The 23,406-nt window shown below is 34.4% G+C and carries 26 protein-coding genes; 17 read left to right on the top strand and 9 right to left on the bottom strand.

Features of this window, described 5'->3' with window-relative positions; translation table 11 throughout:
• The first annotated feature begins 221 nt into the window (after positions 1 to 221).
• Positions 222 to 485, top strand: coding sequence for an aspartyl-phosphate phosphatase Spo0E family protein (locus WCV66_RS21480; RefSeq protein WP_338786787.1), 264 nt, complete (start codon positions 222 to 224; stop codon positions 483 to 485).
• A gap of 169 nt (positions 486 to 654) precedes the next feature.
• Here WCV66_RS21480 and WCV66_RS21475 read toward each other — a convergent pair whose 3' ends face one another.
• Positions 655 to 1,386: a ZIP family metal transporter gene (locus WCV66_RS21475; protein ID WP_185653091.1), complete on the bottom strand. Its 732-nt coding sequence runs from the start codon at positions 1,384 to 1,386 to the stop codon at positions 655 to 657.
• Between the two features lie 337 nt (positions 1,387 to 1,723).
• Between WCV66_RS21475 and WCV66_RS21470 the strand changes: the two genes are divergently transcribed.
• Positions 1,724 to 3,289 carry a bifunctional UDP-sugar hydrolase/5'-nucleotidase gene (locus WCV66_RS21470; protein ID WP_338786786.1) on the top strand — a complete coding sequence of 522 codons (1,566 nt, stop codon included), beginning with the start codon at positions 1,724 to 1,726 and terminating at the stop codon, positions 3,287 to 3,289.
• Between the two features lie 99 nt (positions 3,290 to 3,388).
• Positions 3,389 to 3,844: a MarR family winged helix-turn-helix transcriptional regulator gene (locus WCV66_RS21465; protein WP_066331032.1), complete on the top strand. Its 456-nt coding sequence runs from the start codon at positions 3,389 to 3,391 to the stop codon at positions 3,842 to 3,844.
• Between the two features lie 125 nt (positions 3,845 to 3,969).
• On the opposite strand, the gene motB is transcribed toward WCV66_RS21465, so the two are convergent.
• The 5 genes from motB to WCV66_RS21440 form a co-directional block, all read right to left on the bottom strand.
• Positions 3,970 to 4,728, bottom strand: a complete 759-nt coding sequence (gene motB / locus WCV66_RS21460) for a flagellar motor protein MotB (protein ID WP_066331030.1) — start codon at positions 4,726 to 4,728, stop codon at positions 3,970 to 3,972.
• Positions 4,721 to 5,521 carry a flagellar motor stator protein MotA gene (gene motA / locus WCV66_RS21455; RefSeq protein ID WP_066331023.1) on the bottom strand — a complete coding sequence of 267 codons (801 nt, stop codon included), beginning with the start codon at positions 5,519 to 5,521 and terminating at the stop codon, positions 4,721 to 4,723. The genes motB and motA overlap by 8 nt, the downstream gene beginning before the upstream one ends.
• A 237-nt stretch (positions 5,522 to 5,758) precedes the next feature.
• Positions 5,759 to 6,037, bottom strand: coding sequence for a hypothetical protein (locus tag WCV66_RS21450; RefSeq protein ID WP_338786785.1), 279 nt, complete (start codon positions 6,035 to 6,037; stop codon positions 5,759 to 5,761).
• Positions 6,038 to 6,136: 99 nt separating this feature from the next.
• On the bottom strand, positions 6,137 to 7,159 hold the full coding sequence (locus WCV66_RS21445) for a potassium channel family protein (protein WP_066331018.1): 1,023 nt from the start codon (positions 7,157 to 7,159) through the stop codon (positions 6,137 to 6,139).
• A 174-nt stretch (positions 7,160 to 7,333) separates the two neighbouring features.
• Entirely contained in the window at positions 7,334 to 9,457 is a 2,124-nt protein-coding gene (locus WCV66_RS21440; RefSeq protein WP_338786784.1) for an ATP-dependent Clp protease ATP-binding subunit, read from the bottom strand.
• Between the two features lie 267 nt (positions 9,458 to 9,724).
• Here WCV66_RS21440 and WCV66_RS21435 point away from each other — a divergent pair, with 267 nt between their 5' ends.
• The 6 genes from WCV66_RS21435 (at position 9,725) to WCV66_RS21415 (ending at position 15,015) form a co-directional block, all read left to right on the top strand.
• A complete protein-coding gene (locus WCV66_RS21435) occupies positions 9,725 to 10,756 on the top strand; it encodes a hypothetical protein (RefSeq protein WP_338786783.1) in 1,032 nt (343 codons plus the stop codon).
• 59 nt (positions 10,757 to 10,815) lie between these two features.
• Positions 10,816 to 11,553, top strand: coding sequence for a metallophosphoesterase family protein (locus WCV66_RS21430; RefSeq protein WP_338786782.1), 738 nt, complete (start codon positions 10,816 to 10,818; stop codon positions 11,551 to 11,553).
• Positions 11,554 to 11,577: 24 nt separating this feature from the next.
• On the top strand, positions 11,578 to 12,144 hold the full coding sequence (locus tag WCV66_RS21425) for an HAD-IA family hydrolase (protein WP_413789603.1): 567 nt from the start codon (positions 11,578 to 11,580) through the stop codon (positions 12,142 to 12,144).
• An 828-nt stretch (positions 12,145 to 12,972) separates the two neighbouring features.
• The gene (locus WCV66_RS21420; RefSeq protein ID WP_338786780.1) at positions 12,973 to 14,319 is read left to right on the top strand and encodes a hemolysin family protein; all 1,347 of its coding nucleotides are present in this window, start codon (positions 12,973 to 12,975) and stop codon (positions 14,317 to 14,319) included.
• A gap of 350 nt (positions 14,320 to 14,669) precedes the next feature.
• The gene (locus tag WCV66_RS26905; protein WP_413789685.1) at positions 14,670 to 14,789 is read left to right on the top strand and encodes a hypothetical protein; all 120 of its coding nucleotides are present in this window, start codon (positions 14,670 to 14,672) and stop codon (positions 14,787 to 14,789) included.
• Between the two features lie 100 nt (positions 14,790 to 14,889).
• Entirely contained in the window at positions 14,890 to 15,015 is a 126-nt protein-coding gene (locus WCV66_RS21415; RefSeq protein WP_221629139.1) for a DUF6254 family protein, read from the top strand.
• 75 nt (positions 15,016 to 15,090) lie between these two features.
• Here the strand turns inward: WCV66_RS21415 and WCV66_RS21410 are convergent, their stop codons facing one another.
• Both WCV66_RS21410 and WCV66_RS21405 read right to left on the bottom strand, forming a co-directional pair.
• Positions 15,091 to 15,699, bottom strand: coding sequence for a DUF2254 family protein (locus WCV66_RS21410; RefSeq protein ID WP_338789519.1), 609 nt, complete (start codon positions 15,697 to 15,699; stop codon positions 15,091 to 15,093).
• 55 nt (positions 15,700 to 15,754) lie between these two features.
• The gene (locus tag WCV66_RS21405) at positions 15,755 to 16,423 is read right to left on the bottom strand and encodes a DUF2254 family protein (protein WP_338786779.1); all 669 of its coding nucleotides are present in this window, start codon (positions 16,421 to 16,423) and stop codon (positions 15,755 to 15,757) included.
• Between the two features lie 290 nt (positions 16,424 to 16,713).
• Between WCV66_RS21405 and queC the strand changes: the two genes are divergently transcribed.
• Genes queC through queF form a run of 4 tightly spaced genes read left to right on the top strand, consistent with a single transcriptional unit; the run spans position 16,714 to position 19,065 of the window.
• Positions 16,714 to 17,376 (top strand): 7-cyano-7-deazaguanine synthase QueC, encoded by a 663-nt coding sequence (queC, locus tag WCV66_RS21400; RefSeq protein ID WP_338789518.1) that lies wholly within the window; start codon positions 16,714 to 16,716, stop codon positions 17,374 to 17,376.
• Positions 17,373 to 17,816 (top strand): 6-carboxytetrahydropterin synthase QueD, encoded by a 444-nt coding sequence (queD, locus tag WCV66_RS21395; RefSeq protein ID WP_338786778.1) that lies wholly within the window; start codon positions 17,373 to 17,375, stop codon positions 17,814 to 17,816. The genes queC and queD overlap by 4 nt, the downstream gene beginning before the upstream one ends.
• Positions 17,817 to 17,866: 50 nt before the next feature.
• Positions 17,867 to 18,541 (top strand): 7-carboxy-7-deazaguanine synthase QueE, encoded by a 675-nt coding sequence (gene queE, locus WCV66_RS21390; protein ID WP_413789684.1) that lies wholly within the window; start codon positions 17,867 to 17,869, stop codon positions 18,539 to 18,541.
• 26 nt (positions 18,542 to 18,567) lie between these two features.
• Positions 18,568 to 19,065, top strand: a complete 498-nt coding sequence (gene queF, locus WCV66_RS21385; protein WP_066330982.1) for a preQ(1) synthase — start codon at positions 18,568 to 18,570, stop codon at positions 19,063 to 19,065.
• Positions 19,066 to 19,125: 60 nt separating this feature from the next.
• On the opposite strand, the gene WCV66_RS21380 is transcribed toward queF, so the two are convergent.
• Positions 19,126 to 19,314, bottom strand: coding sequence for a YkvS family protein (locus tag WCV66_RS21380; protein ID WP_066330978.1), 189 nt, complete (start codon positions 19,312 to 19,314; stop codon positions 19,126 to 19,128).
• A 307-nt stretch (positions 19,315 to 19,621) separates the two neighbouring features.
• On the opposite strand from WCV66_RS21380, the gene WCV66_RS21375 reads away from it, so the two are divergent.
• From WCV66_RS21375 to WCV66_RS21360, 4 genes are all read left to right on the top strand, one after another.
• On the top strand, positions 19,622 to 20,476 hold the full coding sequence (locus tag WCV66_RS21375; RefSeq protein ID WP_338789517.1) for a patatin family protein: 855 nt from the start codon (positions 19,622 to 19,624) through the stop codon (positions 20,474 to 20,476).
• 133 nt (positions 20,477 to 20,609) lie between these two features.
• Positions 20,610 to 20,804 (top strand): hypothetical protein, encoded by a 195-nt coding sequence (locus WCV66_RS21370; protein ID WP_066330973.1) that lies wholly within the window; start codon positions 20,610 to 20,612, stop codon positions 20,802 to 20,804.
• Positions 20,805 to 21,157: 353 nt separating this feature from the next.
• Positions 21,158 to 21,700, top strand: a complete 543-nt coding sequence (locus WCV66_RS21365; RefSeq protein WP_338789516.1) for a cell wall hydrolase — start codon at positions 21,158 to 21,160, stop codon at positions 21,698 to 21,700.
• A gap of 220 nt (positions 21,701 to 21,920) precedes the next feature.
• On the top strand, positions 21,921 to 23,405 hold the full coding sequence (locus WCV66_RS21360) for a spore germination protein (RefSeq protein ID WP_396652546.1): 1,485 nt from the start codon (positions 21,921 to 21,923) through the stop codon (positions 23,403 to 23,405).
• Position 23,406: the final 1 nt, after the last annotated feature.

Genomic DNA, 23,406 nt, shown 5'->3' with positions numbered 1-23,406 from the left:
GATAATTTTAAAGAGGTAGTTTATATAAATCATTTATTGGGAATGTATAAAGCAAGTCACTTAATCGAAAATTTTAAAAATTGTCAAATTTAGTACTGAGAAGATTGTCTAAAATTGCGAATGTATTTACAAACATAGCAAAATCTGTAATACTTCACAGGTAAGTTATTTCTTTGAATAAGTTACCGTATAAGTTACAGAAAAACTAGGAGGGGCTCTCGATGAATCGTGATCGATTAAAAGCAAAGCTTCTTGAAACAATTAATAATAAAAGAAATGAAATGATCAATACTGCAAATAGAAAAGGTTATACAAGTGATGATGTAGTAAAGTGTAGTCAAGAATTGGACATGCTTCTAAATAAATATCAACAAATTGTCCTAGAAGAAAAGGAAAGAACAACAGGGCCATTTCATGAATTTGTTCACACTATGAAAAAGTGGACACTAACAGACAGATACTCATTACAATTGGTTGAAAAATAATTATTGGGTTAAACGTCTGAACGAAGAGGCTGACTCATTAGGCACTGACCTATCCAAAATTAACTTATATATAGTGTCTCATTGATCCTAAATGAGTAAGCTATATATATTGTTGGAGAGGGTCTGTACCTTGTGAGTCAGCCTTTTTTAGATAAATGAAATCAAATGGTTAAAAACTATTAATTAAAATAACCATAAAGAGAATTCCGATAATAAAGGAGTATGTTGCATTACGTTCATTACCATCTCCATGACTTTCTGGTATTAGCTCTTTATATATAATAAATAGCATTGCACCAGCAGCAAAGGATAGTCCATAAGGCACCAGAAATCCTATGAAACTTGTAAGATAAAAACCAAGTAACGATGCAACGATTTCTACTGCTCCTGTGGCAGTAGAAATTAAAAATGCTTTCCCTTTACTAATACTCTGGTTTATTAAAAATAGTGCAACTAAAAAACCTTCAGGTGCATTCTGTAAGCCAATTGCAAAAGCAATTAAGTTACCAGTATCACTTACATTTGAAGCATAGCTTACCCCTACTGATAAACCTTCAGGGATGTTATGCAAGGTTATTGCAGCGATAATTAGCATTGCTTTTTCATCAAATTTAATTCCACTTTTTGAATGCTCTAAATCAATATGTGGAATGACTTTTTCAAGAGTTGTTAAGATGAGAACACCGAGAAATAGCCCAATTGATACTTCAATGACTCCACCATATTTTAATGATTCAGGTATGAGCCCCAACATCGCTGCAGTCATCATAATCCCAGCTGTGAAGGCTAATAAAATATCACGCCAGCGATGAGTGATAGATCCTTGTAGGAACAAAATAGGAAGAGCTCCTACTCCTGTTGATAAAGCTGATAAAATACTACCTAATAAAACCCCTGACATATGAGTTTGCTCCTTTGATTGGTTATAACCCTTAGCAAAAAAAATCATTGATATACGAATATTATAGCGGAAATATTCGAAATTGAAAGAATGTATAAAAAACCTATGCAATTATCTCTTTAAAAATGATTGTTTATGAAAAGGGCTTCCTTAATAATTCATTACTTAAAAGGTTATAAAAACCTGTGAACGGTCTCATACATCATTAGTATATGGATGGATGGGCAAAAAGGATACTTTTTAATCATAGCTATGATTTAAAAATGTTTGTTTTTATTGTAGCCTTATGATTAGTTGTGTAAGATAATTTTAATGGAGCTACAAGAGGCGGTGAGGTATGGGGACAGTAAAGATTACGATTTTACAAACTAGTGATATACATGGAAATGTTTTTCCACTTGTTTATAGCTCAAATAAAGAAAAATCCCTAGGGTTGGGAAAAATTTCTACAATTATCAAAAATGAGCGGAAGAAAAATAAAAATTTGCTGCTAATTGACAATGGCGACCTAATCCAAGGTACACCTTTAACATTTCATCATGTAAAAAAGAATCAATTAAAAATTAACCCAATGATTACTCTGTTAAATGAATTAAAATACGATGCTGCAGTTATTGGAAACCATGAATTCAATTATGGAATGTCTGTATTGGAACATGCAGTTTCCCAATCAACCTTTCCTTGGCTATCCGCAAATATTCTTCATAAAAATACAATGGATCCGATTTTTGGTAAACCCTATATTATTAAGGTCGTAGAAGGAATAAAGATCGCTGTTTTAGGAGTGACAACACACTATATCCCCAATTGGGAAAATCCATGTCATATAGCTGATCTGACATTTGAAGATGCATTTGAGACTGCAAAGAAATGGGTTAATTTCATTAAAAAAAATGAAGACCCAGATATTATGATTGTTTCATATCACGGTGGATTTGAACGGGATATCTATACAGGTGAAAGATTGGAAGAAATCACAGGTGAAAATCAAGGATATCGAATGTGTCAGCAAATAAATGGTATAGATGTACTGTTAACTGGACATCAGCATAGAACAATCACAGAAACAATTAATAATGTAGTTGTTGTTCAACCAAGTTTTAACGGACAAGCAATTGGTAAGGTTGAATTTTTATTTGATAAAAGCCAAGGGATGAAAATAGTCGATAAGACGGTAACCATGATCAAGGCTGAGAACACAAACACTGATGAAAAACTGCTAGCTATGGTAAAGGAAAATGAACAAAAAACGCAGGAATGGCTTGATCAACCTATAGGCAAAGTAGTCGGGGACATGATGATTAAGGATGGGTTCAGCTTGCGTTTAAAAGAACATCCAATCATAGAGTTTATAAACAAGGTTCAAATGGATGCAGCTGATGTATCAATATCAGCTACAGCTTTATTTTATAATGAGTCACCAGGGATACCGAATCAAATTACAATGAGAGATATTGTTGCAAATTATATTTATCCAAATACACTTAAGGTTATTCGCGTAAGTGGAAAGGATATCAAGGATGCTTTAGAACGCTCAGCTGCTTATTTTCTTCTAAAAGATGGGATAATAGATGTCAATCCAGAGTTTACACATCCAAAGCCTCAGCACTATAACTACGATATGTGGGAAGGGATCGAGTATACGTTTGACCTTACAAAGCCAATTGAAACTCGGGTTGTAAAGCTAGCAAAGGACGGTAAATCGATTCGGATGGATGAGACCTTTGATGTTGTCATGAACAACTATAGAGCCGGTGGTGGAGGGAATTATCCAATGTTTAAAGGGAAACCTGTTATTAAAGATATTCCCATTGATATGTCAGAATTAATGGCTGAATATATATTGAAGCGAAAAATAATACATGCGGAAGCCAATCATAATTGGAACATCATTTGGTCATGAAATTATAACTAAAAATATTGACTTAACGATTTTCATGATCTATTATAGGTTTAATAAAATTGTTTTGAATTCAAGATATATATTAAAGGATTGAGTGGAATGGAAAAAACAAAGCAAATTGAAGAATCACTAAAGCTATTTATCGTACTTTCCCGTGCGCATCGGGCATTTAACGATGTTGTAAATAAGCATATTTCTACATTTAAATTAAACCCAACCGAGTTTGCTGTTTTAGAGCTACTTTACCATAAAGGGGATCAACCATTGCAGCAAATAGGTGGTAAAATTTTATTAGCAAGTGGGAGTATTACGTACGTAGTAGATAAGTTAGAGCAAAAGGGATTACTTGCGAGAAGAGCTTGTCCAAAGGATCGCAGAGTAACTCATGCTCAAATTACAGATAAAGGCAAAAAATTAATTGAAGAAATATTCCCTCCACATGAGGAACGAATCAATGAAATTGTAAGTGTTCTGACAGATGAGGAAAAAAGTATGGTTACTGAGCTTCTTAAAAAGGTTGGTTATCATGCGCACGACCTTTTAAATAAAGAATAATCAAAAAATGAGGGTGACTCTCTAAGTCACCCTCATTTTTCATTTTTATATCAGAATTTATAACTCAGTTTTGGTGTCTAGATCCAGCGCCTGTCGGGTCTGATCAAGGCGCCCTGAGCTTTTTCTCATTGCTCGTACGGTAAAATCAGCACTTCAACACGTCTGTTCTTCTGTCTGCCTTCTTTTGTATCATTAGATGCAACCGGATTATATTCTCCAAAACCTTTTGCACTAAAGACCTTAGGATCTAAATTTTCGTTATCGATTAAAATTTTCATGAAGTTAACAGCGCGCATAACACTTAGATGCCAGTTTGAATCATAGTCTGAGTTGTTAATCGGAATATTATCAGTATGACCACTTACAATGATATTCCTTGGTGGGTTCATGACAAGTAGCTCTGAGATTTCCATTGCTAGCTGTTTATCTTTGTTTCGAATGTCTGCTTTACCGGAATCAAAAAAGATATCATTTAAAATGGTTATGAGTAAACCCTCATCTGTTAGTGTTGTTTTTAATTTTGTTTCAAGTTTATTATTTTTAATATACGTATTAATTTTATCTTGTATTTCTTTAAGCTTTTGTTGCTCTATTTGTTTTTGAGCCTCTTTTGCATCCTCTTGGGGTGTTTGATCTTTTTGTACATCAAGTTGTTCCATCTCACCATCAGGAGTAGGGCTTGGATATTCGAGTACGCCTGTTCCTCCTGTAAATGTAGAGTTAAATGCTCTTGCCACCTGTTGAAATTTCTGAGCATCAACTGAACTCATTGCAAATAAAACAATGAATAGTGCTAGAACAAGTGTTAGTAAATCAGCGTAAGGAACAAGCCAAGATTCATCCATATGCTCATCTTCATGTTTATGCTTCTTTTTTCTAGCCATTTACGCTCTCTCCCTCAGTGATCGTAGCGTTTAAATTATTTCGTTCATTAACAGGTAAATAAGTAGCAAGTTTTTGTTCAATTGCTTTAGGTGCTTGTCCTTCTAAAACAGAAAGAACACCTTCGATCATTACTTCCTTTACTTTCACTTCTTGCTTAGATTTACGTTTTAATTTATTTGCAAAGGGATGCCAAAGTACATATCCAGTGAAAATGCCCATCATTGTTGCAACAAAGGCTGCTCCAATTGCTTTTCCTAGTTCTTCAGTATTATCCATATGGGAAAGGGCTGCAATTAACCCAACAACAGCACCGAGTACTCCAAGTGTTGGTGCATAAGTTCCTGCTTGAGTAAATATGGTTGCAGAAGCTTGGTGGCGCTCCTCCATTGCAGCAATTTCCTCACTCATTACATCTCGAATGAATTCTGCATTTTGGCCATCTACAGCCATTAGTAAGCCATTTTTCAAAAAGGGATCATCAATTTCAGATAGCTTTACTTCAAGAGCTAGTAAACCCTCTTTACGAGCAACTTGAGCCCAATCAGAGAATAATGGAATCAACTCTTGAATTGTAGGTATTTTTTCTTCTTTAAAAATGATTCCGAATAGCTTAGGAACCTTTTTTATTTCACTTGTTGGGAACGCAATAGTAACAGCTGCAATTGTACCTAAAATAATAATTAATAATGCTGCTGGGTTAAGTAAAACAGAGGGACTAACACCCTTCATAAACATCCCGACACCAACTGCAATGATTGCAAGTATTAATCCAATTATTGACGTTTTATCCATCGTAAATCACCATATTTCCTATTTATTTTCTTATTTATTATATCGGTGGATTTTTGAAAACTTTAAGAGTTCTAGTAGAAGTTCTTTTTGAGGAATATAAAAATTTCATTTTATGACAAAAAGAGGTTGATTAAAAAACAATGGGTCTGATCCCAAAAACGCAATATATAGGCTCTCGATGAGAGTTGCTATACAAGTTACGTTATGGTTATCAGACCCTTTTTTAGCTATGACGTATTAATGAATAGTCAATAATAGTCTCGAAATCCCCCAATAATAGATAGGGAAAAATGTGACAACAAGATGACCATAAAAGAAGAGATTAGAATAATAAGATGATTTCTTTTCAAGAGCAATGGATGCACATAATGCTCCCAGTAAACTTGTACCACAAAATAAAATGATTCCGAATAAATCACCAAGACGTTCTTGATAGAAAATAAATCCTAGAGCAGAACCATTAATTACAAGAAAAATGAAGGATATGAAAAGGAAGAAGATTGAGTATTTTAGCATTGTCAACACCTCATAGCATGTATATGTGCCAAAAAGGAAAACAATGATAAAAGAGGCTCATCTTTTGTCCTGTCTGTAGAATATGCTCTATAGCAAAAATTAAGAAACAATCTGTTGGTAGGTTGTATGATTGCAAATAATAAAGAGTTGCGCATTTTCTGGAATAGAATGATCTAGGTGATTAATAATAGATAAATCATTTCCATTTGCAATAAGAAGTGCGCCTTTAGAAGAAAGGGCTTGACTAGCATCTGCATAGGTTTGCCATTCCTTTTCTTTAGGAATTGAATAAAGATCATAACCTTGTTGACTTGTTAGCTGTCTAATAATTTCACTTGAGCCATTAAAAAGAATGGAACGTGCTGCAAGATTTGCGGCAGTGTCATTTGCTGTAATAAATTCTTCAACATTCGCGTGAACAAATGCGTTAATATGATTTGAATCTGATACCTCGCAAATGGTGTAAATATTGCGGTTATACTCTTTACCTATACCTTCGATCATTGAGGCAATTAATAAAGTATGACCATCTGATTGGGATGCAGTCATCAAACCATCTGGTGAAAACACCATGACCGATTTGCATTTAAGCAGATTCGCCTGATTGAGAACATTATTATTAGCTGGATTCCCATTAACAAATTCGACTTGTTCATGAAGGATAGGTGTTTTAGGTAAACTTTCATCAATAATAACGATACGGATATTTTGGAACGTTTTTAATAGCTCCTCTAATGTAATTTCAGCTTTTTTCGTCCAGTTAATTAAAATAATGTGATTCTCCGTTGTGACCTTCAATTTCCCTTCCTCCTTCAAACGTTTACGAATACTAAAGAAATCAATCACTTTCCCGATGAAAATTGTCATGAGTCCAATACCGACAACATATAAAATCATCGCAAATATTTTCCCATTAACAGTTGTAGGTGACACATCTCCATATCCAACTGTCGCAACGGTTGTCATCGTCCACCAAAGCCCTTCAAAGGGACTTGCAAACGTATCTGGTTCTAAAAAATAAATGAAGTAACTGCTGGAAAATACCAAGGCTAGGGTTGCAAATACGAGAATCCAATTATTCATTTGTACAACTTTTAGGAAAAATCGTCTAAAAAAAATCATATGTACTCCTTTCTTTGAACTCTTATTCAATTTAAAACTTGTTGAAAATAGACTCATATCAATATGTATTCTAAATAGTATATGAAAATTTTAACATAATTGTTTTAGGTTGTAATGAGTATCTAGGTGAAAACAAATAGGAGGAGGATGACTTAAAAGTCCTCCTCCTCATGTTTATTGTGATATTACAATTTCATCATTTTTTACATCAATAGTTACACTTGTTATTTGACCTTCATCTAAAAGAAGATCTGTTATCTTATCTTCTACATGTTCTTGAATCACACGACGAAGTGGTCTAGCTCCAAAAGCGGGATGATAGCCTAAAAATGCAAGCTTTTCTTTTGCTTGATCTGTAGCGGATAAGAAGACCTCTTGTTCAGCTAGTGTATTTGATAATTCATCTAGCATTAATGTAACAATTTTGAATAGATCCTCCTTTTCAAGAGAAGAAAATTCAATAATGTTATCAAATCGATTTAAGAATTCCGGCTTAAAGAAAGAGCCTAATGAATGTAAAAGCTGGCTTTCTTGCATTGCTTCGTTTGTTGGTGTTTCGAAGCCTACTTTGATTCGCTTTTCTCCAACGCCTGCATTACTTGTCATAATAATAACAGTGTCTTTGAAGCTAACCGTACGACCTTGGCTATCTGTAAGTCTTCCGTCTTCTAAGATTTGCAAGAAGATATGCTGAACATCAGGATGAGCTTTTTCGATTTCATCTAATAAGATAATACTGTATGGGTTTCGGCGAACCTTTTCCGTTAGTTGTCCTGCCTCATCATGACCAACATAGCCAGGAGGGGAGCCAATAATTTTTGAAATGGCATGTTTTTCCATATATTCACTCATGTCTAGACGGATCATCGCATCTTTTGAACCAAATAACTCTTCTGCCAATGTTTTTGTTAATTCAGTTTTACCAACTCCAGTAGGTCCAACAAAGAGGAAGGAACCAATTGGTCTTGTTTTTGATTTTAAGCCTGCGCGGCTTCTTCTAATTGCCTTTGTTACCTTTTTAACCGCTTCTGCTTGGCCAATCACCTTTTCTAAAAGGTTTTGTTCTAGATGTTTCATTTTTGATTGCTCGTTTTCATGAAGCTTGCCAACTGGGATACCCGTTTTCTTCTCGATGATCGCTTGAATATCATCTACATCTACGAGCAGTTTTTCAGGATTCCCCTGTTGGTTTAATTGAGCTTCTAAACGAACCTCTTCATCTCTTAATTTAGCAGCTAATTCATAGTTTTCGTTTTCTGTTGCGTCTTGTTTTTGTTTAGATAATTGAACTAAGCGAACCTTAACCTGTTCATCATTTACGTTAGATAACGCTAAGTTTTTTTTAGATCCTGCTTCGTCAAGAAGATCAATAGCTTTATCAGGTAGGAATCTGTCCTGAATGTAACGATGTGATAATGTTACACAGGCATTAATCGCTTCATCCGTGTATGTGACGTGATGAAAGTTTTCATATTTCGCTTGGATTCCCTTTAGAATGCTTACTGCTTTATCGATTGAAGGTTCTTGTACAATAATAGGCTGAAAGCGTCGTTCTAAGGCAGCGTCTTTTTCAATAGTACGATATTCTTTTAGAGTTGTTGCACCAACAACTTGAAGCTCTCCGCGGGCCAATGCTGGTTTTAATATGTTTCCAGCATCCATAGAACCTTCTGCAGAACCAGCTCCTACAAGCTGATGAATTTCATCGATGAATAAAATAATATTTTTACGGTTTTGTAGTTCATCTATGATTTTTTTCATCCGTTCTTCAAATTGACCCCTAATCCCGGTGCTTGCCACAAGTGAAGCAACATCTAAAAGGTACACTTCTTTGTTTCTTAATTTAGATGGAACAGTCCCATTCGCAATTTGTAGCGCAAGACCCTCGACAACAGCTGTTTTACCAACACCAGGTTCCCCGATTAATACAGGATTGTTTTTATTGCGTCGATTTAAAATCTCGATTACTCGCTCTACTTCTTCATCACGGCCAATCACTGGATCAATTAGACCGGCACGAGCAGCATGTGTTAAATTTCGACCAAGTTGATCAAGGAATCCACTACCATGTTGAGGCTGAGTTTGTGGTTGTGCCCCTTGTGATTGTTGACTTGAATGAAATCCTTTTAAAAATAAATCAAATGGATATGAAGAAAATCCATTTATGCCACCAGTAGGAATCGTTTGTTTATAAGCGGAGAAGCAGTCCTGACACAATGTGATTTGTTTTTGTTGTTTATTTATTTGAAAGTTTACATGTACAGTAGCGTGGTTTTTTTGACAATTTTCACACATCATAAATGAAAACCCCTTTTCAATTTTGAATTTTATTGTTTTATAAGAAACTTTGATCTTATCTGACTAATAAGTGAAAAAAAAAAGATCTTTGATTTGACCTTCCTTGACCATAGTATACTTTGACCTTTTTTGACTTTCAAGTATTTAGACTCTAAAAATTCATTTGTAAGTATTACCAAAATTCATAGTTTTGAAGAGGGAAGAATCATCTAGGGTTTTCTTCATATAATGATACAAGCATTGTTTAACTTGAGTGAGGTGTGTTAGATGCGAAGATCTTGGGTTTCTTCCCTTCAGGTTGCAGCTGTTTACGTTGGTACTGTAGTTGGTGCTGGGTTTGCGACAGGTAGGGAAATCGTTGAATTTTTCACGAAGTACGGTGTTTTTGGACTAGCAGGAATTCTTTTAGCCGGTTTTCTTTTTATATCAATTGGAACGAAAATGCTCATCTTATCAAAAAGAATTAAGGCAACATCCTATCAAGATTTAATGACTTTTTTATTTGGCGCTAAGATTGGCGGCTTTGTGAATGTTTTTATGTTGATCGTTCTCTTGGGCTTAACATCTATTATGCTATCAGGTGCAGGTGCAATCTTTAAGGAACAGCTTGACCTTTCTATAAGGTTAGGAGTAATCATTACGATTTTGCTAACTATTGCTGTGATGGCTTTTGGTATTAAGGGATTATTCAGCGTAAACATCATTGTGGTTCCAATGTTAATTTTATTTAGTGTGATGCTAGCATTTCAATCTTTTTCCCTTGACCCATTATATTTAATACCTTCTGAAACATCCGATCAATTCAAATGGATTTTATCTGCATTTTCTTATGCTGCTTTTAATTTGACAATGGCTTCAGCAGTACTAGTTCCGCTAGCTAGTGAGATTAATGATGAGAAAGTTTTAAAAAGAGGTGGAATGCTAGGTGGATTTTTTTTAACAGTTATATTAATTAGTAGTCATATCGCTCTTTCAACTTTGCCAAGTTTAACGCAGTTTGATATCCCGATGGCAGAAGTAATGAAAACAGCGTTTTATGCATTTTACTTCATATATATAGCTGTCATTTATGGTGAGGTCTTTACATCAGTTATTGGCAATCTTTTTGGACTTGAAAAACAAGTGGCAACCTATTTGAAAATTCCGCGCATGATAATCGTATGTGCAATTTTGTGTATCGCTGCATTTATTAGTAAGATCGGGTACAGCTCATTGATTTCATCATTATACCCAATTTTTGGCTATGTTTGTTTAGGAACGCTAGCTTTATTAATTGTAAAAAAAGCACCAAGAAAGTAGTTACTGTATGATAATATTAAGAGGTCGAATCGTTTAATTATTTGATTTGGAGGGGTATTTTGGAACGTATTGCGATAATATCTGATATACATGGCAACATCCCTGCTCTTGATGCAGTTTTAAAGGATATTCATTCCAGGCAAATCCAACGCATTTTTTGTTTAGGTGATTTAGTAGGAAAAGGGCCCGATTCAAGCGCCGCTATTGATAGGATACGAGAGGTTTGTGAGGTTGTTGTTAAAGGAAATTGGGACGACTTTATTACAAAGGAAACAGAATTTGAAACATTAAAATGGCACCAAAACCAACTTAGAAATGAACAATGTATTTATTTAGAAACTCTTCCATTTTCGTTTGATTTTTATATGAGTGGTAGGTCCATTCGATTATTCCATGCATCACCATTTAGCTTATATACACGTATTCAACCTTGGGACTCTGTTGAAAAAAGGTTAAGTATGTTTGAGAATTCCGTTCATACAGGTGTGAAAAATAAACAGCCAGATATTGTTGGTTATGGTGATGTTCACAACGCCTTTATTCAGCATATTCAAGGTAAAACGTTATTTAATACTGGTAGTGTGGGTAATCCTCTTGATGTAACACAAGCTTCTTATGTTATTTTAGAGGGACAATATGGTTTTTCTGAGAAAAGTTCTAGCTTCTCAATTCAATTTGTACGAGTGCCATATGATATAGAATTTGCAATCCAATTAGCTAGGCTTGCAAAAATGCCAGATCTTGAGCCGTATATTATTGAGCTAACTACTGCTCGTTATCGTGGAATTAAAAAATAGATTTTTTACAATGAAAGGAAGACAATGTTGAACATCTTATGGGACTTCGATGGAACATTATTTGATACTTACAAAGCATTTACAAATGTTTTGCACGAAGTATTAAAGGGGAGTGTTCCACCTGATGAAATTTTTTTAGAACTTAAGAAATCTTTTACACATGCAACAGCTTTCTTTCAACTATCAGAAGATCAAATAGCTGAATTTAAACTGAAGGAACGAGCAATATCGCCAGAAAAAAAACGACCATTTCCATTTGTTGAAGACGTATTAAAACAATCAAATCTAAATGTCATTATGACACATAAGCCGAGAGAAGAAGTTCAAACAATTCTTGATTATTTTGGTTGGAATCATTACTTTCAAGAAATTGTAGCTGGAGACGATGGTTTTCCAAGAAAACCTGATCCTACTGCATATCGTTACTTACATGATAAGTATAAATTAGATTTAGCTGTAGGAGATCGTGTCCTCGATATAGTCCCAGCAAAAGAAATTGGCCTGCATACATGTTTGTTTCAGAATGAAGCAGAAGGGGCTGACTTCTATTTAGATACATATGAAGATTTTTATAAAACAATAAAAATTTAATACTTTAAATTTTTGGCTGTTTTCGCAAACTTTGTTGCTTTTAAAATAGTATTGGGTTGGTTGATTGCAGCGAGAGGATGCTCGCTTTCCGTGGGGCGGGCGATGAGCCTCCTCAGCGCGAAGCGCCTGCGGGGTCTCATCTGTCCCGCTTCTCCCACAGGAGTCTCGCATATCCGTTCCAATCACCCTAATCAGTTTTGTTCAAAAACAACAATCTTTTAGAAAAGAGCCAAATTTTTAAAAAAACTGAGATCCCAACCTGTTCAAATAGAGTGATCAATAATTGATTGGTTACTCTATTTTTGTTTTTACTTAGGAACCCATAATTAAGTATTGGTTTACCAGTGGAAATTCAGCAATATTTCACTGGAAAAGAGTAAAAGTTTAACAATTTTAGCTGTATCACTCATTTAAGGTCATAATACGTGATTTTTCATTGGAAAAGGTATTTTTAAACGGTTTATCACATATTTATTTAAGAAATCGACTAAGTGTTATGTTTGACTGTTTACTTTATTTCGTATTATGATTATTCTAATAAAAACTGTGGGGTGATAATATGGGGCAGAGTTAAAATTAAATAGACTAATAGCATCCCTTATTGTACTCCAAGCGGACGCTCTGTTTTATAATTAGTATTTGTGTCTAGCTCCAGCGCCTAGCCCCTCTTGGGTCTAAGCCACTCATGAATTGAAGGTAAAGAACACCTTCTATTCATGAGCGTCTTATTTGCCTAAGGCTGAGCAAGGCGTTTGCGCTTTTAAATTAAGATTTAACTCTCAGGAGGTGACTCCTTTTCCGTTCTTAGGACGGAGTAAGGAAGCTTATTTGGACATAGTAAATTTGTTGCTTGTTGCAATTTTGATCGCTCTTACGGGTTTTTTCGTTGCTTCTGAATTTGCGATAATTAAAATTAGGAGCTCTCGTATTGACCAATTAATTGCAGAAGGAAACAAACAGGCAAGTGCGGCAAGACAAGTCATTGATAATCTTGATGAATATTTGTCAGCTTGTCAGTTAGGAATAACCATTACAGCATTAGGATTAGGGTGGCTTGGAGAACCGACGATTGAACATTTGTTAACACCATTATTTGAACGTTTTGAGCTGCCAAATTCTGTGGCTACTGTTTTATCATTTGTCATCGCGTTTTCTACCATTACCTTTTTACATGTTGTAGTTGGTGAGTTAGCACCAAAAACGGTTGCTATTCAAAAGGCTGAAGCAATTAGCATATGGTTCGCTCGACCATTAATGGCCTTCTATCGTATAATGTACCCGTTTATTTGGGCTTTAAACGGATCTGCTCGATTTGTTACAGGAATATTTGGTTTTAAGCCTGTTTCAGAACACGAACTTGCTCATAGTGAGGAAGAGCTTAGGATCATTTTATCTGAAAGCTATAAAAGCGGAGAAATTAATCAGTCTGAATTTAAGTATGTAAATAAAATCTTTGAATTTGATAATCGAATTGCAAAAGAAATTATGGTGCCTCGTACAGAAATTATTTCCTTATCAATCGATGCACCAATCAAGGAACAGTTAGAGATAATTAAAGATGAAAAATATACTCGTTATCCTATTGTAGATGGCGACAAAGACCATATTATTGGAATTGTAAATATTAAAGAAATTTTTACAGATCTTATTCATCTAAAAGAACAGCATTCTTTTTCCATTGATACGTATATTCGCCCGATTATTCAAGTGCCTGAGTCAATTCCGATTCAGGAATTATTATTGAAAATGCAAAAAGAGAGAATTCATATGTCAATTTTAATTGACGAATATGGTGGTACCGCTGGTCTTGTTACCGTAGAAGATATTTTAGAAGAAATCGTTGGTGAAATTCGTGATGAATTTGATGCGGATGAGGTACCGCTTATCCAAAAGGTCAACGATTCGAAATATATTATTGACGGTAAAGTACTTGTTAGCGAAATAAACGACTTATTTGGTATAGAGATTGATGACTCTGACGTTGATACAATTGGTGGTTGGGTTTTAACAGAACAATATGATATTAAAACGGGTGGATTTGTGGAATTTGGCTCACATACCTTTAAGGTAACTGAAATGGAAAACCATCATATCCGATATCTCGAAATCACTAAAAAACAACAAGAAGTACTATCAAATCCAGCTTTACTTGAAAAAAAAATAGCCACTTCATAAGGAACTTACATTTGTAAGTTCTTTTTTCTTTTAACTGAAGTTTTGAAACTTATTGTCCCATTAAACGTCTTAATTAACGGAATAATATTTGTACCAAATGTGTATGGGAAAATAAGAATATGACATAAGGTTGTTCTACTATGTTCTTATGCTTTCATATAGTTATGGTGCTAATACTACATTTTTAAAAGGGGATTATATATTGAAAAATGGTAAGGGTATTTATGGATTTTGTTTAGTAGCTTTAGGTGTTTTATTTTCTTTGCAATCATTAGGATTAGCTATGGTTGTTTGGCGGTCGTAATTTTGGTCTTTTAATCCCGATTTTCATATTATCTTGTTTGGGGACTGTGTTTATTCTACAAAATTTACTTCCATTTAATGTTTTATCATTTTGGCCAGTTTTATTAATTATCATAGGTCTTTACCTTCTCTTCGCTAAAAGCAATGATTCCTCAAAAGATCTATAAGAATGAAAATACAGCTACAGGAGAATATAAAAAGAAGCTTCTTTTACGAGGCCTTCCTGCCAATTTATTCGAAAAATCGATATAAAGGAGTTTGGTGACAATGACACAATCAAAATCTCAACAGGAACGTCAATGGGCTGTCCGTAAACAATCTCAAAATCCTCATGGTAAAGTAAAATCGTTTGACGAACTTGCTGGTGAAGCGGGAAAAAAGGAAAATAAATAGTGCGCTAATACAAAAACGGGTGATGCTTTTTCACCTGTTTTTTTGTATGTGAATTCAAAATGATTGATTTGCTAATTACCTTAACATCAACTCCTTCTCACGTTTTTGTTTATCACACACATTAGCAAGCATTTTTAATTGGATATTTAAAAATTCCCTATCTTTTGACAACCAGTTAACTTCTCTTAAACCTTCGACGATATAAAGAGAAAACTCCCATATCACACCTTTAATGAATGGTGAGTTCCCTTGAGCGATAAAGGATAATCCCTTTAATAGCGCAGCCATTACTGAAACATCCTCTTTTGCATAATGACGAATTTGATAAAAGCACTCATATAAATAATCAGAGAACGAAGGTTTTTCAAAAATAACACGTAGCTGTTGGTGTTGATCATAATGGAAAGGTATTTCTAAATGTTTCTGTCCTAATAATGACAAAATTTTAGTTAAATGGTTCATACTATTGATTGCAGTATAAGGATCATTAATCGCTGGTGAAACAGCTCTGAGGGCAATTTCAACCAATTTTTGAAGACCGAATTTAATGTCCTGTACAGGCTCTTGGTCATTAGAGATGGTAATAAGTGATAAATATCGATGACTTTTACTAGGATCATCAAGGTTCCAAATCGAAAAAAGCGGAGTAGTTTGATCAACGTAATTTCCTAAGTCCTGTTCGATTTTAACAATACAATTATCTTGAGTGGCTTGAGAAATAATTTTCTCTATTTACTAATTAGTAAATATAGCCAGACTTTTTACTAATTAGTAAATAAGGTTTAACAGTTGTTAATTCTTCATATTCCCAATTCTTCCATGGTGATTCAGCTTGAAATTCATTTTCGCCTACATAATGATTATGTATAGAGTTCATCGTTTTCATTGTAATATGAAAGATTAAATTACTTACCTTAATCCAGGTAGTAACATGATGAATAAAGAATACAAACATACCTAAACAAATAATGGACACAAAAATCGCAAAAGTAGGTACGATAAATAATGTACTTGTATCATTTTCTCTTACTAGTAACAATAAAATAATCGTATAAATAAACCCGCCAATGAAAATCCCTAATACTCGCTGTGTATGATGATCGGTTATAAAGTTCTGAAGCGCTCTCGGAGAAAATTGGGATAAATACGTTGTTAAAACAACAAGAATTGATGAGAAAGTGATCGTTGTCATTGTTAGTAATGAAGTAGATAATGAACTTAAGATCGTTTGAGCAAGATCCATATCTGATAAGAATACGTTTGGAATACTTGAATAAAATGATTGACGTGCTAAAAAACGATCGAATAGCATGCTTATGATAGCAATAATAAATGCTAAGACCCCATAAACAGTTGGCAAATACCAAAAGCTAGTCCTAACACGAATGATGAGTTGTCTAATTGACATCTTATACACCCCACTAACAATATCATTGCAAAAAAAATTCATTCGTGATATATTTTCTAAGTTGAAAATTTAAGAACAAATCCGATTCTTAGAGATCGGGAGAGGTTCTAGCCCAACCCTCTATAAAAAACTACCATATCTTTGATATAGTTTTATTATAGAATGAACAATGCGCTAGACACCTCGAAACTACTTCGAAGGTGTTTTTTTTTATTGTGAAAAAATAATAGGTTCTTACAGTATGTGTAATGAACGATTGATTATACATCAAAAGAAGGGAACGGTTTTTGATGAAAAATGAAAAGGCAGTTGTTGTATTCAGTGGTGGTCAAGATAGTACAACTTGTCTATTTTGGGCATTAAAGCAATTTAAAGAAGTTGTCGCGGTAACATTCAATTATAATCAACGCCATAGCTTAGAAATCGATGTGGCGAAATCAATAACAGAAGAACTTGGAATAATGCATCATGTTTTAGATATGTCTTTGTTAAATCAACTCGCACCAAATGCTTTAACAAGAGAAGACATTGGAATCGAACATAAGGATGGCGAGCTGCCGTCAACTTTTGTTCCAGGTAGAAATCTACTATTTTTATCATTTGCTACCATTTTAGCGAATCAAATTGGAGCTAAACACATCGTTACTGGTGTGTGTGAAACTGACTTTAGTGGATATCCTGACTGTCGAGATGCATTTGTTAAATCCTGTAATGTAACGCTGAATTTAGCTTTAGATAAACCATTTGCCATTCATACACCATTAATGTGGATTAATAAAGCAGAAACATGGAAGCTTGCAGATGATCTTGGTGTACTTGACTTTATCCGTAAGAAGACATTAACCTGCTATAACGGCATTATTGCTGAAGGCTGTGGAGAATGCCCTGCATGTAGATTAAGAAAAAATGGTCTTGATGAATTTTTACTTGAAAAAGGTGTGGTTGAAAAATGATTCAACAAATATACCCTCAAGTACAACACAATTATCAATTTGAGCTAAATAAGGATATGCATATTGCAGCAGCACATTATATCCCACATGAAGATGCTGGAAAATGCCAAAAAGTTCATGGTCATACGTATTTTGTGAATATAACCATTGCAGGTGATGACCTTGATGATTCTGGCTTTTTAGTGAATTTCTCAGGTATCAAAAAACTAATTCATGATCGTTTTGACCACACTATTTTAAATGATCATACAGAGTTATTTTCTGATAAGGACCCGAGTTTTTTTCCAACAACTGAAGGGATGGCGCGAGCGGTTTGGGAAGTGATTCAAAGGGAGCTTGATACAAAAGTAAATAAACCGAAATGTGTCCAAGTATTTGTAAGGGAAACACCAACAAGCTATGTCGTGTTCCGTCCGAAACAAAAGGAGGAACAGCAGTGAAGAAGATTCCTGTATTAGAAATATTCGGTCCGACCATCCAAGGTGAAGGGATGGTGATTGGACAAAAGACAATGTTTGTTCGAACTGCCGGATGTGATTATTCATGCAGCTGGTGTGATTCTGCTTTTACATGGGATGGCTCAGCGAAAAATGATATTAGACAGATGACAGCTGAGGAAATTTGGTCAGAGCTTACTGAATTAGGTGGTAATCGTTTTTCACATGTGACGATCTCTGGTGGGAATCCTGCTCTATTAGCAAATTTGGATGATTTTGTTCATCTGCTGAAGGAGAAAGGGAAAAAAATCGCGATTGAAACACAGGGCAGTAAATATCAAGAATGGCTGAAAAGTATCGATGATCTAACAATTTCTCCAAAACCACCTAGTTCTGGAATGAAAACTGATTTTTCGAAGCTTGATGAAATAATCAATACACTAACTAATTCAAATAAGCATAATTCGTTAAGCCTAAAGGTTGTTGTATTTCATACAGAAGACTTGAGTTTTGCAAAATGTGTTCATCTCCGTTATCCTGAGATTCCATTTTATCTTCAAGTAGGTAATGAAAATGTTCACACAGCAGAAACGGATCGTCTTGTTCAAACTTTATTAGAAAAATATGAATGGTTAATTGATCAAGTAATTGAAGATTCACAACTTAATAATGTCCGTGTATTACCTCAACTTCATACATTAGTCTGGGGAAATAAGCGCGGAGTTTAATAAATATAGAAAAGAGGAATGGGAAATTGGCTGGTAGAAAAAATGAAGAATTGAAAGATGTTACACTCCTTGGTAATCAAGGTGTAAATTACTTATTTGAGTATTCACCACAAATTTTAGAATCATTTGATAATAAACATCCTAATCGAGATTATTTTGTAAAATTCAATTGTCCTGAATTTACATCTTTATGTCCGATAACAAATCAACCAGATTTTGCAACAATTTACATTAGCTATATCCCAGATCAAAAAATGGTTGAAAGCAAATCATTAAAATTATATTTATTTAGCTTTAGAAACCACGGGGATTTCCATGAAGACTGCATGAATATCATCATGAATGACCTTATTGAGTTAATGGATCCTCGTTATATTGAGGTATGGGGGAAATTCACGCCAAGAGGTGGGATTTCAATTGATCCTTATACAAACTATGGGAAGCCAGGAACAAAATATGAAGAAATGGCGAGCTATCGCTTAATGAATCATGACTTGTATCCTGAAACGGTTGATAATAGATAAATGATGTTTTTACAAAAGCAAAACGCGAAGAATGAAATATTCTTCGCGTTTTGCTTTATATTATGAGAATGAGTCTTTAACAATTTTATAGTTTTTGTGATTTACAACTGTACGTCTATCAAGATCTAAATCTCTGAAGTTTTCCATATAGGTTAAGTCAACAATTACAGAATTTTCATTAACCTTTTCAACAACACCTGTTAATCCTTCTCTAAATTCAATGATACTTCCAACTTTAGCGATTTTCATTGCCTCGCTCCTTTACATATTCTTCGACGATCAGGATCTCTATTTGTCTTACTCTAATCAATCTAAGTATTTGCTGGCGCCTTGAGCCTTAGGCACTAATTTATAAACTGTAAAACACTTTATTAGCATTATTTAACACTATTTTTTCTAGTAAGTAAAGCCTTTCATTCTATTTAGTGAAAAAAACTTTACAGATGATGGATATTCATCATTAACCAACAATTAATGACAATAATCAACACGTTTTATAAGAGGGAAATGATTATGTATGATATATTTAAATAACTATTGATTCAAGGGAGCGTTTATTATGACAGGGGCAGGTTTAGTATTAGAAGGTGGAGGGATGAGAGGAATTTATACTGCTGGTGTCTTAGAGTATTTTATGGAACAAGAGCTATATTTTCCTTATGTTATTGGGGTATCAGCAGGTGCTTGCTTTGGAGCATCATATCTTTCAAGACAAAAAGGTAGAAATCGTAAAGTGAATATTGATTATATTAAACATCCTAACTATCTATCATTTCGAAATTTTTTAAAGCACCGTCAACTATTTGGAATGGATTTTCTTTTTGACGAAATGCCAAAAAGAATCGTTCCATTTGACTTTGATATGTTTTATCGTGGATCTGAGGAGTTTGTAGTAGCTACAACAGATTGTCATACAGGGTTACCGCATTATTTTAACAGAGCGGACTATGGAAAGGATCTATTAACCATTATTCGAGCATCTAGTTCATTACCCTTTATAGCACCAATTGTTGAATACAATGGTAAAGCGTTATTAGATGGTGGCATAGTAGATTCTATTCCTATAAAGAAAGCAGAAAGTGATGGTAACAAAAAGAATGTGGTAATTTTAACGAAAGAGGGATCTTACATAAAGAAAAAGTCAAATATTCGATGGCTTCTTAATCGTTCCTATCGCGAGTATCCAAAGCTCATTGAAGCGGTTTTAACGAGGTATGAGATGTATAATGAAACAGTTGCTTATATTGAAAAGCAGGAGAAGAATGGATCTGTTTTTGTGATTAGACCTAGTAATAATCTTAAAGTAGGTAGAATCGAACGGAATCCCAAAAAGCTTGAACATTTATATTCACTAGGCATGCAGGATGCAAGAAGAGAATTTGCTCGATTAAAAAGCTGGTTACAAGACTGATAATACGGTGGTACCAATTGAATGGCACAATTTAAGACGAAGTCAGCTAATTGAATTGTTGTACAAGTGTTTACTTGAGGAATGGTAAAATAAAATATAAGATAATTTCGATTGATTATAGGAGGGTATGGCTATGGATGAACGAACGATTCATGAGATATTAGATAAGCTTAAAAGTGGTGAATTACATGAATACCATGTTGGGAAGGATCTGTTTCTAAGTTTTCGAAATATATTAATTAATCGAACAGATTTTAAGCATTTTCGCGGAATCGCACAACAAGGTGGGAGTATCATCTATCGATATTTAAAAGAGCCAAGAAGTTAAGGAATTAACTTCTTGGCTCTTTGCGTATTAAGCATTCTTTTTAAGCATTAAAATTTTAAAAGGAAGAAGATTGTTTAAATTGAATCATTTGAGAAAAAAGATATATATTGACTGAATATAGAAGGGGCAAGGGATTAATGTTTTATGTCCGTGACAAAATCATAAAGTTTTGGAATACCTACCATAAATTGAGGGATGTCCTGTAAGGTTAAACCTGTTAGTCTTGTTCATGTAGCCAAGAGAACGATAGCTTAATAAAATTAGAAACTTGTACCTTAGGAGGTTACGAAAATATGAAAAAGACAATCTTAAAACTTGTTGCTGTTTCAACATTAGCTTTATCGCTCATTGCGATGTCAGCTCCACAATCAAAAGCTAGTGCTGCAACAACACACCAAGTTCAATCAGGTGATACGTTCTGGTTAATTGGTAAGAAGCATGGAGTGTCTGTCAAATCGTTAATGTCGACAAATAAAAAATCAACACCATTACTATTGGTAGGAGAAAAATTAGTTATACCTCAAACAATTACAGCAGCAGAAAAAGATTTATTAGCAAGACTTGTACATGCAGAAGCTAAAGGAGAATCATATGCAGGTAAGGTCGCTGTTGCATCTGTTGTATTGAATCGTGTTGATAGTGAATTATTCCCAAATGATATTAAGAGTGTTATTTATCAAAAAGATCAAGGTTATTATGCATTTTCACCGGTACAAGATGGTGCGATTAATGAACCAGCAGATGCTAAATCAAAGGAAGCTGTTCAGGAAGCACTAGCATTCCGTGGCATGGGTAACAATTCATTGTACTTCTATAACCCTAAAACAGCAAAAAGTACGTGGATTACATCACGTGAAGTAACAGTTAAAATTGGTAACCATGTATTTGCGAAGTAATTTTTGAAAATAAAGATTATTACTAAAGAGGTTGATCTTATAAGGTCATCCTCTTTTTGTTGTAATTATAAGGATAATGCTAGTTCGCTAAGCAAGGCTTTCTATTATTGGTGCATAATTCCATACATAGTTGGCATGCTATTAAGAATAAAGATAATCGGTCGTACATGTTGAATAAACGGGCAATTTGTTAAGAATAAAGAAGCGTGTGGTGTGACAAATGGATAAAATGAAATATGAAAGTGGCAAAGATAAGCCTTCATTAGCAACGGTATTTGCACGATTTAGAATGTCATCTGATTTTCTTCAATATCAAGATGGTACAAATCATGTGAAATATTGGGTTTCATATATAAGAACATTAGTTGATGTACAAACACTTCAACAAACAATCATGCCTTTCTTGAAAAGTGATCAATGGAAAACATTAGAGGAGTTAAAAAAAGGGATCCCTATTGAAAATATCATACTTACAATTGATACAGATGTGATTAAGGAAAAGCTTCTTGAGGGGTATATAGTAGTATGTTTGTCTGAATATGGTCTACCTTGTGCTCTTGTTAAGGCAACAATAAATAAGGCTCGTGATGTATCACTTCCAGAAGTAGAATTTAGTGTTGTTGGTCCAAAAGAGGCATTCGTTGAATCGATTGAGTCAAATATTAACTTGATTAGGAAACGGGTAACTAGTGATAAATTGCGAATTTTTGAAATGAAGGTTGGGGATTTATCTAATACGAAGCTTGCGATTTTATATGTTGAGGATATATGTGATGAACAGAATGTACATACAGTAATACAACGAATAAAAGATATACAATTTGATCAAATCAGTGATAGCTCTTTTATTTCACAGATGATCTCGGATAATCACAATTCACCTTTCCCGCAGCTTTTGGATACAGAACGACCTGACAGGGTCTCATCTATACTTGCTGAAGGAAAGATTGGGATTATTGTAGATGGTTCTCCTCATGTATTAATTGGACCAACTACATTAGTTGAATTTTTTTCAGCTTTTGATGACTATTTTTATAATTGGCTTAGTGCCTCATTTTTTCGTTTAATTCGTCTATTTGCAGTTGCATTCTCGATATTGGTAACACCTGTTTATGTAGCGGCTTTAACTTATCATTATGAATTAATCCCAAGTGATTTATTAAACACTCTTATCTCATCTCGTAGGGATGTTCCGTTGCCACCTATATTAGAAGCATTATTTTTGGAATTAACAATTGAATTATTAAGAGAGGCAGGAGCGAGATTGCCAACGAAGGTTGGTCAGACAATTGGTATCGTTGGAGGGATTGTTATCGGAACAGCTTCAGTTGAGGCTGGTTTAACGAGTAACATTTTGCTTATTATTGTAGCTCTATCTGCACTAGCTTCATTTACAACACCAATTTATGCTATGGGTAATACGATCCGGATGCTTAGATTTCCATTTTTACTCTTTGCACAATGGTTTGGTTTGCTTGGCATAGTTATATGCTTTAGTTTTTTGACAGCACATTTGTTAAGGTTAACATCTTTAGGAAGACCTTTTTTAGAGCCAATTTACCCACCCAGAACAATTGATATGAAGGATGCCCTTATCAGGCTCCCATTTTCATTAATGTCAAAACGACCACAGCAATTACGTACTAACAAACCAAAGCGTTTTTCATCTGAAAATGCTAAAAAGAACAAAGACATCGATGAGTAAG

Source organism: Metabacillus rhizosphaerae (assembly GCF_037201795.1).
GTDB lineage: Bacteria > Bacillota > Bacilli > Bacillales > Bacillaceae > Metabacillus > Metabacillus rhizosphaerae.
The sequence above is the reverse complement of the archived record's forward strand: the minus strand, read 5'-3'. Positions and strand labels throughout refer to the sequence as shown.

Bases quoted from the DNA above. Each gene is read 5' to 3' on its own strand.
- WCV66_RS21380 (WP_066330978.1), bottom strand. From the start codon at position 19,314: ATGAAAATCGCTAAAGTTGGAAGTATCATTGAATTTAGAGAAGGATTA.
- WCV66_RS21405 (WP_338786779.1), bottom strand. From the start codon at position 16,423: ATGTCAATTAGACAACTCATCATTCGTGTTAGGACTAGCTTTTGGTAT.
- WCV66_RS21475 (WP_185653091.1), bottom strand. From the start codon at position 1,386: ATGTCAGGGGTTTTATTAGGTAGTATTTTATCAGCTTTATCAACAGGA.
- WCV66_RS21440 (WP_338786784.1), bottom strand. From the start codon at position 9,457: ATGATGTGTGAAAATTGTCAAAAAAACCACGCTACTGTACATGTAAAC.
- queD (WP_338786778.1), top strand. From the start codon at position 17,373: ATGATTCAACAAATATACCCTCAAGTACAACACAATTATCAATTTGAG.
- WCV66_RS21415 (WP_221629139.1), top strand. From the start codon at position 14,890: ATGACACAATCAAAATCTCAACAGGAACGTCAATGGGCTGTCCGTAAA.
- WCV66_RS21450 (WP_338786785.1), bottom strand. From the start codon at position 6,037: ATGCTAAAATACTCAATCTTCTTCCTTTTCATATCCTTCATTTTTCTT.
- queC (WP_338789518.1), top strand. From the start codon at position 16,714: ATGAAAAATGAAAAGGCAGTTGTTGTATTCAGTGGTGGTCAAGATAGT.
- WCV66_RS21470 (WP_338786786.1), top strand. From the start codon at position 1,724: ATGGGGACAGTAAAGATTACGATTTTACAAACTAGTGATATACATGGA.
- motA (WP_066331023.1), bottom strand. From the start codon at position 5,521: ATGGATAAAACGTCAATAATTGGATTAATACTTGCAATCATTGCAGTT.
- WCV66_RS21360 (WP_396652546.1), top strand. From the start codon at position 21,921: ATGGATAAAATGAAATATGAAAGTGGCAAAGATAAGCCTTCATTAGCA.
- WCV66_RS21435 (WP_338786783.1), top strand. From the start codon at position 9,725: ATGCGAAGATCTTGGGTTTCTTCCCTTCAGGTTGCAGCTGTTTACGTT.
- WCV66_RS21480 (WP_338786787.1), top strand. From the start codon at position 222: ATGAATCGTGATCGATTAAAAGCAAAGCTTCTTGAAACAATTAATAAT.
- WCV66_RS21425 (WP_413789603.1), top strand. From the start codon at position 11,578: ATGTTGAACATCTTATGGGACTTCGATGGAACATTATTTGATACTTAC.
- WCV66_RS21465 (WP_066331032.1), top strand. From the start codon at position 3,389: ATGGAAAAAACAAAGCAAATTGAAGAATCACTAAAGCTATTTATCGTA.
- queE (WP_413789684.1), top strand. From the start codon at position 17,867: ATGGTGATTGGACAAAAGACAATGTTTGTTCGAACTGCCGGATGTGAT.
- WCV66_RS21445 (WP_066331018.1), bottom strand. From the start codon at position 7,159: ATGATTTTTTTTAGACGATTTTTCCTAAAAGTTGTACAAATGAATAAT.
- WCV66_RS21370 (WP_066330973.1), top strand. From the start codon at position 20,610: ATGGATGAACGAACGATTCATGAGATATTAGATAAGCTTAAAAGTGGT.
- WCV66_RS21365 (WP_338789516.1), top strand. From the start codon at position 21,158: ATGTCAGCTCCACAATCAAAAGCTAGTGCTGCAACAACACACCAAGTT.
- motB (WP_066331030.1), bottom strand. From the start codon at position 4,728: ATGGCTAGAAAAAAGAAGCATAAACATGAAGATGAGCATATGGATGAA.